Raw genomic sequence first — 8535 nt, 5'->3', positions numbered from 1 at the left:
CACTCAAAATCGAGCAGCCCCGAAATTGTTTTCGGCATACCGAAAACAACCCCGGTTTGGGGTTCTTCTTGCTGAGTAGTGGTCGCCACCGTGTGGCAGAAGCGCTGCCGTGCGGCCAGAGCGGACGTCGACAACCCGCAGAACTTTACGGAGCACCCGCCCCGCTGTCAACCGGCTCAGGCGAGTCGCGTCTCGATGCGGTCGAGGAGGCGCGTGAGGAGGTCGCCGAGCTGGGCTCGCTCGTCGTGGCTGAGGTCTTCGAGGAGGTCCTCCTCGAAGGATGTGGCCTGGCGCATGACCTGGAGCCACTTCTCACGGCCCTGGTCGGTGAGCCCGATGATCACGCGGACGCGGTTCTCCTCGTCGCGCTCCCGGGTGACGAGCCCCGCGGCCACCATGCGGTCGATGCGATGCGTCATGGCCGCGGGCGTGAGGCCGAGGCGCTTGGCGATGGTGCCGGGCCAGAGCTGGTAGGGACGGCCGGCCATGACCAGCTCCTTCAGGACCTCCCACTCGGAGCTGCTGAGGTCGAGGGTCGCCAGCTGGCGGTCGTAGGCCACGCTCATGCGCCGGTCGAGGCGGCAGAGCGCGTTGACGACCCGCTCCACCTGCGGGTCGAGGTCCCGGAACTCCCGCTGGTAGATCGCGATCTGTTCGTCGAGCGAGGGCTGTAGGTCGGCCATGTCTCCGAGTATGCCAGCAAACGATTAGCGTCGAAGACTTACCTTGTGTACTCTTCAGCTTCGAAGTTTAGCTTCGAAGTCTTCAGTTCTCAGCTCCGGCTCGCGCCCTGCCGCGACCGGGGCTGAGTCGATCTCACAACGACCTGGGAAGGTGAGTGTGACCACCGCGACGGGCGCGACCCTGCGCCGGATTCAGCTCGGGAACGCGCTCAGCGCGTTCGGCAGCGGATTCACCGTGCCGTACCTCTTCATCTATGTGGCGGACGTGCGCGGGCTGGGGGCCACGACGGCCGGCGCCGTGCTCGCCGCCTTCGCCGCCGCCGCGCTGCTGGTGCTCCCGCTCGTCGGCCGGGTCCTGGACCGGCGTGGTCCCGTCCCCGTCGCCCTGGCCGGGACGCTGGCGGCGGCCGTCGGCGCCCTGGGGTTCGGGATGACGGCGAGCGCCCCCGCGGTGCTGACGGCCGCCGCCGTCCTCGGGGCCGGGGTCGCCGTGCTCCAGCCGGCGCTGGCGACGATGATCGTCTGGTGCTCCAGCCCGGCGAACCGTTCGCGGGCGTTCGCGACGCAGTTCTTCCTGATCAACCTCGGCATGGGGGTCGGCGGCCTGCTGGGCGGCCTCATCGTGGACGAGCACGCGGCCGCCAGCTTCACCCTGCTGTTCTCCGTCCAGGCCGTGATGTTCCTGGTGCTGGGCGGCGTGCTGCTGACGGTTCGGTTCCCGCGGCCGACCGCGCTCGACGAGCCGGTGCCCACGGCTGCCGACGGGGCGGGCATGGGCTGGCGCGTGCTGCTGGAAGACCGGGCCATGGTGGTACTCGGCGTTCTGGGCTTCGTGCTGTTCTTCTCCTGCTACGGCCAGTTCGAGTCGGGGCTCGCCGCCTACGGCGTCGAGGTGACCGGCATCTCGACGTCCACGCTGGGCCTGGCACTGTTCGCCAACACCGCCGTGATCATGCTGGCCCAGTTCGTGGTGCTGCGCATGGTGCACGGACGCCGTCGGAGCCGTGTGGTGGCGCTCGTCGGTGTGGTGTGGGCCGTCGCGTGGGTGGCGGCGGGCGTGTCCGGGCTGGTGCCGCAGGCGCCGGCCCTGGCGACCTCCCTGTTCGTCAGCACGTACGCCCTGTTCGGGCTGGGCGAGGCCATGCTGTCGCCGACCGTGGCCCCGCTGGTGGCCGACCTGGCGCCGCGGCACATGGTCGGCCAGTACAACTCCGCCTTCGCCCTGGTCAAGCAGCTCGGAGTGGCGGTTGGTCCGGCGGTCGGCGGGTTGCTGGCGGCGCAGGGAGCCTTCGCCGGTTACATCGTGCTGCTGGTGCTGTGCTCGCTGGGCATCGCGGTGTTGGCGCTGCTGCTGGGCAGGCGGCTGACGCCGGTGCAGGACAACCCGGCGCTGCGGCCTTCGCCTGTGGTGCTGGCCTCCGGGCAGCGGGGTCCCGGGACGGACGGCGCCGGGCAGCCGGTGACCGCCGCGGCCTGACCCGGCTGGCCGACCCCGCCCCCGGCGGGGCCCACGGGTGCCGAAGGGGTGCCCGGAACCGTCAGCCGCCGGGGGTGGGCTGGTGCGGCGGCAGGTTGAACTCGCACCAGACGGCCTTGCCGCCTCCCGGGGTGCGTCGGGCGCCCCACGCCGTGGCGATCGTGGCGACGATGGAGATGCCCCGGCCCGACTCGTCCACGGGCTCGGCGCGTCGCCGCCGGGGCAGGTGGTCGTCCCCGTCCGTGACCTCGACGATGAGCCGGCGGTCGGTGCGGCGCAGTCGCAGCCGCATGGGTGGGACGCCGTACTGCAGCGAGTTGGCGACGAGCTCGCTGGCGGCCAGCACGCCGAGGTCGTGCAGCTCACGGGGGAAGCGCCAGGAGGTCAGCACGCCGGAGGCGAAGGCGCGGGCGCGGGGCGCGGCCTCGACGCCGCCGAGCAGATCGAGCGTGGCGTTGTGGAACAGCTCGGCGTCCTGGCCGTCGCGGTTGGGGTGCTGGAGGACGAGGAGAGCGACGTCGTCGTCATGCGCGGCGGTGATGCCGAGGGCCCGCAGCAGCCGGTCGCACATGATCTCCGGCGAGCCGGTGGCACCGGCGAAGGCGCGTTCGAGCGTGGCGAGGCCGACGTCGATGTCCGCGTCGCGCCGCTCGACGAGGCCGTCCGTGTAGAGGACGGCGGTGGAGCCCTCGGGGAAGGCGACGGTGGCCGAGGTGTGCTGCCAGCCCTCGGTGCCGAGCGGCGGGCCGGTCGCCTCGTCCGTGCGGTGCACGCGGCCGTCGCCCGTGCGCACGAGGATGGGCGGGTGGCCCGCGGAAGCGTACGTGAGCTGGCCCTCGCCGGGGTCGTGCACGGCGTAGAGGCAGGTGGCGAGCTGGCTCGGGTCGATCTCGGCGGCCAGTCCGTCGAGCAGTTGCAGGACTTCGTGGGGCGGAAGGTCGAGGCGGGCGTAGGCGCGGACGGCGGTGCGGAGCTGGCCCATGACGGCGGCGGCCCGGACGCCCCGGCCCATGACGTCGCCGATGACGAGAGCCGTGCGGTCGGCGCCGAGGGTGATGACGTCGTACCAGTCGCCCCCGACGGCCGTCTCGGTACCGCCGGGGCGGTAGGTGGCGGCGACGCGGAGGTCGTCCGGCTGCTCCAGCTCCTGCGGCAGGAGGCTGCGCTGGAGGGTGACGGCGGCCTCCCGCTGCCGGGCCTCGCTGGCGCGCAGCCGTTCGGCGGACTCGGCCTGGTCGGTGACGTCGGTGGCGAAGACGAGGACGCCGCGGCCGTCGCGGCCCGCGGTGCCGCCGCCGACGTCCACGGGAGTGCAGGTGAAGGTGTAGTAGCTGTGCCGGTGCTGGCGGCCGCCCGGTGCCGTGTCGTGCGCGGGATCGTGCGCGGGCTCGTGCCGCGCGGTGACGCGGCGCGACTTGACGGTGCGGGGCTTTCCGCTGCGCAGGACCTGGTCCATCAGCGGGAGCAGGCCCAGCTCGGCCAGCTCCGGCAGCGCCTGCTTCGCGGGCTCACGGTGCGAAGGCTCGCCGAAGACCCCGACGTAGGCGGCGTTGACGTAGGCCACGCGGTGTTCGGGGCCCTGGACGAGCGCGACGAGGGCGGGCACCTGCCCGAGGAGGTCGTGGACGGAGAGGGCGTCGAGGGCGTCGTGGGTCTGGCGGTGGGGAGTGGGGGGAGCGGGCGTCGTCGCTTCGGCGGGATCGGTGAGCTCGCCGCGTGCGGACGGCACCTCGCGGCCGGTACGGCCGGAGGTGGCCACGGAGTCGGCGGACCGCGCGGCGCGTGCGATGCCTGAGCGTCGCGGGTTGCCGGCCAGTCGGGCGCTCCAGCGCGTGAAGTTCACTGCGGTTCAGGTCCGATTCTGGGTCAGGTTGATGGTGTGCCGGGCCGGGCGGGCGGCCTGCCCGGCCCGGCCGTTCGAAAGTCGTTCCCCGTTCATACGACGTTCATGGTGTGTCGTTCGTGATCCGCGTCGGGGCGACCTGTCCAGCAGTCACGGAATGACGCGATGAGCCCACCCATCGTCACATGCCCCAGTGTTTCCGAAGGCACTGACATCCGTCACCGCTCGGGTGGACGCCGACCTTCACCGGCGGCGATCTCGAACTCGGCGCGGGGGTGTTCCAGCGAGCCCAGGGAGACGATCTCCCGCTTGAAGAACCCGGCGAGCGTCCACTCGGCCAGGACTCGGGCCTTGCGGTTGAACGTCGGCACGCGGCTGAGATGGTAGACGCGGTGCATGAACCAGGCGGGGTAGCCCTTGAGCCTGCGACCGTATACGCGCGCCACTCCTTTGTGGAGCCCCAGGGAGGCGACGGACCCGGCGTAGGCGTGCCGGTAGGCGATCGGCCGGCGTCCGTTCAGCACGGCGACGATGTTGTCGGCCAGGACACGGGCCTGGCGCAGGGCGTGCTGGGCGTTGGGGGCGCACTCGACGCCCGGCCTGTCGGCGGTGAGGTCGGGGACGGCGGCGGCGTCGCCGGCGGCCCAGGCGTGTTCGGTGTTCTCGATCTGGAGCGTCGCGGCGCAGGTCAGCCGGCCTCGTTCGGTGCGGGGCAGATCCGTGGCGGACACGATCGGGTGAGGTTTGACGCCCGCCGTCCACACGAGGGTGCGACAGGGGTAGCGGGAGCCGTCGCTGAGGACGGCGACGCGGTCCTCGCAGCTCTCCAGCCGGGTGTCCAGACGGATGTCGATGGCGCGCGCCCGCAGCTCGCGGACCGCGTACCGGCCCATCTCCTCGCCCACCTCGGGGAGGATGCGGCCGGTCGCCTCGACCAGGATCCACTTCAGCTCCTCGGGGCGGAGGTTGTGGTAGTAGCGGCAGGCGTAGCGGGCCATGTCCTCAAGCTCGGCCAGGGCCTCCACTCCGGCGTAGCCGCCGCCGACGAAGACGAAGGTGAGGGCGGCGTCGCGGATCTCGGGGTCGCGGGTGGAGGAGGCGATGTCGAGCTGTTCGAGGACGTGGTTGCGCAGGCCGATGGCCTCCTCGACGGTCTTGAACCCGATGCCGAAGTCCGCGAGACCGGGCACGGGGAGCGCGCGGGAGACGGAACCGGGTGCGAGGACGAGCTCGTCGTAGCGCAGCCGCATCGGTCCTCCGCCCTCCTCCTCGGTGGCGGGGGTGTCGACTGTGACGGTGCGCCGGGCGTGTTCGATGCTTCGGGCCTCGCCGACGATGATGCGGCAGTCCCGCAGGACGCGGCGCAGCGGTACGACGACGTGGCGCGGGGAGATGTTGCCGGCACCGGCTTCGGGGAGGAAGGGCTGGTACGTCATGTAGGGCTCTGGGCTCACGACGACGATCTCCACGCCGCCACGGCCGTCCCGCGCGGCCTTCAGTTCATGTTTCAACTTCTTCTGCAGGCGCAGAGCCGTGTACATACCGACGTAGCCGCCGCCGACCACCAGAATCCGCACCGGTTCCTTCGCCACCTTGGGCCGCTGTCCATGCGTCACCCGTCCATGACGCACCTGGGGACTCGGGTTTGTCCACAGGGCTGCGGAATTTGTACGACGAGTGGAGGCATCGGCTCCGGTTCGCCCCCGGACGCGGCGAAGGACGGGAAAACGCAGGTCACACCGAGCGTGTCCGGAGGGGAACGCCGGGCGTTCCGGGGTGGCCGGCGGAGATACTCCGATCGGGCGTGGGCGTCGCCGGGGCGCCCCCTTCCTGTACTGACCGCAGCTCAACTATGTTCGTAGTCGGCCGGGGTGACACGGGGAGTGAGCGGATCCCCGGCGTTCAGGAGGGGAGTCTCCGGGGGGAGACATTCATGTTCCGGGGGGAAGACGTATGCGTATTGACGTTGACGACGTGCACGACAGCGTTCAGGGGAACGTTCCGGAAGGCCTCCGTGCCGGTGAGGCGGGCGTGAGCGACGCGCTGGGCACGGCCGGCCCGGCCCCGGGCCGGGATGCGCGCGAGGTCCGCGGGCCGGGCGCCGTCGTGGCGGCGGAGCACGGGTACGAGCCGGGCGGCCCGGCCACGGCCGGCGAAGGCCGCGCCGGGGAGTGGGCCGGGCGCGACCTGCCGGGGAGCGATCCGGCGGGAGGCGACCCGGTCGAGGGCGGCCGTGCGGAGGGTGGTCCTGCGGAGGGTGGTCCTGCGGAGAGCGGGAGGCCCGCGCCCCTGCGGGTGGACGCCCAGCGCAACCTGGAGCACGTCCTGCGCGCGGCGCGGGAGGTCTTCGGCGAGCTGGGCTACGGCGCTCCCATGGAGGACGTGGCCCGCCGGGCCCGGGTCGGGGTGGGCACGGTCTACCGCAGGTTCCCGAGCAAACACGTGCTGGTCCAGCGGATCGCCCAGGAGGAGACGGAGCGGCTGACGGAGCAGGCCAGGGCGGCCCTGCGGCACGAGGAGGAGCCGTGGCCCGCGCTGGCGCGCTTCCTGCGCACGTCCGCCGCGTCGGGGGCGGGCAGGCTGCTGCCCCCGCAGGTGCTGCGCGTCGGCGTCGGGCCGGCCGTCGGCCGCACGGAGCCACCGGTGGCCGACACAGGAGCGGCCGTCCTGGGCGAGCCGGCGATGAGCGAGCCCGTCGTGGCCGAGTCCGTCGTGGCCGAGTCCGTCGTGGCCGAGTCCGTCGCCGGAGAGCGGCGCGTGCCGGAGCAGCGGCGGCCCAAGTCGGCCACCGCGGGCGGGGACGGGGGCGCGTCCGCGGAAGCCGCGCCGAAGGGGCTCATATCCGGCGCCCCCGAGACCCCGGCGGAGGCCGGGCCCACCGGCGGGGGCGGGGAGGGCGAGGCGGGTCTGACCGAGTTGCTCGACGTCGTCGGGGAGCTGGTGCGGCGGGCCCGTGAAACCGGCGCCCTGCGGGCGGATGTGACGGTGGCGGACATGCTGCTCGTCATCTCCACGGCCGCCCCGGTCCTGCCGGACGCCGAACAGCAGGAGCAGGCCTCGGACCGGCTCCTGGAGATCCTGCTGGAGGGCCTGCGGTCGCGCCCGGCGGCCTGAGTCTCCCACTCCCCCACGTCCCTTCACCCGGACGGGTGATGTCCTCGCACGTTCGTGCCGTGACGCCTCCGTAGGGTGATTCCCCGTTCGGAGCAGGGGGTGTCGTCGTCCAGCGTGTCACCATGGTCCGGAATCGAGCCGGGACCACGGGTACGGGGGCTTCCGCAAATGGGCGTTGAGGGGCGAGACGGTTCCGGGTCGGGTTCCGGCGGTCAGGAGGGGAACGGCCGGCGACCCGGTTCCAAGGCGGGTGAGCCGCCCGGCCCCAAGGTGCCCGGCCAGAGCCGCCCCGCGTCGTCCGGCGCGCGGCACCGGAAGGCGCCCGGGGGCGGCAGGCTCGGGCGCCCGGGGGCGGTTCCTCAGCAGCGCAGGGACGACGTTCAGGAGCGGAAACGGGAGCGGGAGCCCGCCGCCACTGGTGCCGCCGGGCCGCCGCTCGTCGGCTCCGAGGCTGCCCTCGCCGACTCCGGGGAGGGGGAGGTCCGTTCGGGGCCCGCGGACGTGGTGTCGGACACGGAGCTCGTCGTCCGCATGCGCGAGGGGGACGCCGCCGCGTACGACGAGATCTACCGCCGCCATGCCGACGCCGTACGCCGGTACGCCCGGACCTGCTGCCGGGACGCCGACACCGCGGACGACCTCACCAACGAGGTTTTCGTGCGCACGCTCCAGGCCGTGCGCGGGGGCAAGGGTCCGCAGACGGCGGTGCGTGCCTATCTGATGACGTCCGTGCGGCACGCGGCGGCGGCCTGGGCGCGCACGTCGCGACGGGAGCATCTCGTCGAGGACTTCGCCGCGTTCGCCGTCGCGGCGGCGGGCGGTCGGCGCGCGGCGGCCGACGAGACGCTGGACTTCGGCGCCGAGGTCCACGCGATGCACGAAGCCGAGCAGACGATGGTGGTGACGGCGTTCCGGGCGCTTCCCGAGCGCTGGCAGACCGTGCTGTGGCACACGATGGTCGAGGAATCCCCGCCCAGTGAGGTGGCACCGCTCCTCGGGCTGACCGCGAACGCCACGGCCGTCCTGGCGCACCGGGCGAGGGAGGGGCTCAAGCAGGCCTATCTCCAGGCCCATGTGAGCCAGGCGCTGACCACCGACGCCGACTGCTCCCGCTATGCCGACCAGCTCGGCGCCTTCGCCCGCGGCGGGCTGCGCACCCGTGCCGAGCGGGGGCTGCGCAAGCACCTGGACACCTGCGGGCGCTGCCGGACGGCGGCCATGGAGGTCAGCGACCTCAACACGAAGCTGCGGGCGCTGCTGCCGGTGGCGGTCATCGGCTGGTTCGCCGCCACGTACTCGGTGAAGGCGGTGGCCGGTGCGGTCGGCGGCGCGGGTGGTGTCGCCGTCGCGGGCGGCGCCGCGGCGGCGACGGGCGGCGTGGGGGGCGCCGGTGCGGCGGGGGGCTCCGGTGCGGCGGG

6 protein-coding genes are annotated in these 8535 nt (G+C 73.1%); 3 read left to right on the top strand and 3 right to left on the bottom strand.

Features of this window, described 5'->3' with window-relative positions; translation table 11 throughout:
• Positions 1-176 precede the first annotated feature (176 nt).
• On the bottom strand, positions 177-683 hold the full coding sequence (locus HPT28_RS26155) for a MarR family winged helix-turn-helix transcriptional regulator (RefSeq protein ID WP_219094411.1): 507 nt from the start codon (positions 681-683) through the stop codon (positions 177-179).
• 157 nt (positions 684-840) lie between these two features.
• On the opposite strand from HPT28_RS26155, the gene HPT28_RS26150 reads away from it, so the two are divergent.
• The gene (locus tag HPT28_RS26150; protein WP_219094409.1) at positions 841-2160 is read left to right on the top strand and encodes an MFS transporter; all 1320 of its coding nucleotides are present in this window, start codon (positions 841-843) and stop codon (positions 2158-2160) included.
• A gap of 61 nt (positions 2161-2221) precedes the next feature.
• Here HPT28_RS26150 and HPT28_RS26145 read toward each other — a convergent pair whose 3' ends face one another.
• Together HPT28_RS26145 and HPT28_RS26140 are read right to left on the bottom strand one after the other, a co-directional pair.
• Positions 2222-4003, bottom strand: coding sequence for a SpoIIE family protein phosphatase (locus HPT28_RS26145; protein WP_219094407.1), 1782 nt, complete (start codon positions 4001-4003; stop codon positions 2222-2224).
• A 218-nt stretch (positions 4004-4221) separates the two neighbouring features.
• Positions 4222-5544, bottom strand: coding sequence for an NAD(P)/FAD-dependent oxidoreductase (locus tag HPT28_RS26140; protein ID WP_374227019.1), 1323 nt, complete (start codon positions 5542-5544; stop codon positions 4222-4224).
• Positions 5545-6292: 748 nt separating this feature from the next.
• Here HPT28_RS26140 and HPT28_RS26135 point away from each other — a divergent pair.
• The gene (locus tag HPT28_RS26135; protein WP_257579451.1) at positions 6293-7117 is read left to right on the top strand and encodes a helix-turn-helix domain-containing protein; all 825 of its coding nucleotides are present in this window, start codon (positions 6293-6295) and stop codon (positions 7115-7117) included.
• 168 nt (positions 7118-7285) lie between these two features.
• On the top strand, positions 7286-8535 hold a 1250-nt coding region (locus HPT28_RS26130; RefSeq protein WP_219094405.1), incomplete at its 3' end, for a sigma-70 family RNA polymerase sigma factor.

This window comes from Streptomyces sp. JJ38 (genome assembly GCF_019303475.1).
In the GTDB taxonomy this organism is placed as follows: domain Bacteria; phylum Actinomycetota; class Actinomycetes; order Streptomycetales; family Streptomycetaceae; genus Streptomyces.
The sequence above is the reverse complement of the archived record's forward strand: the minus strand, read 5'-3'. Positions and strand labels throughout refer to the sequence as shown.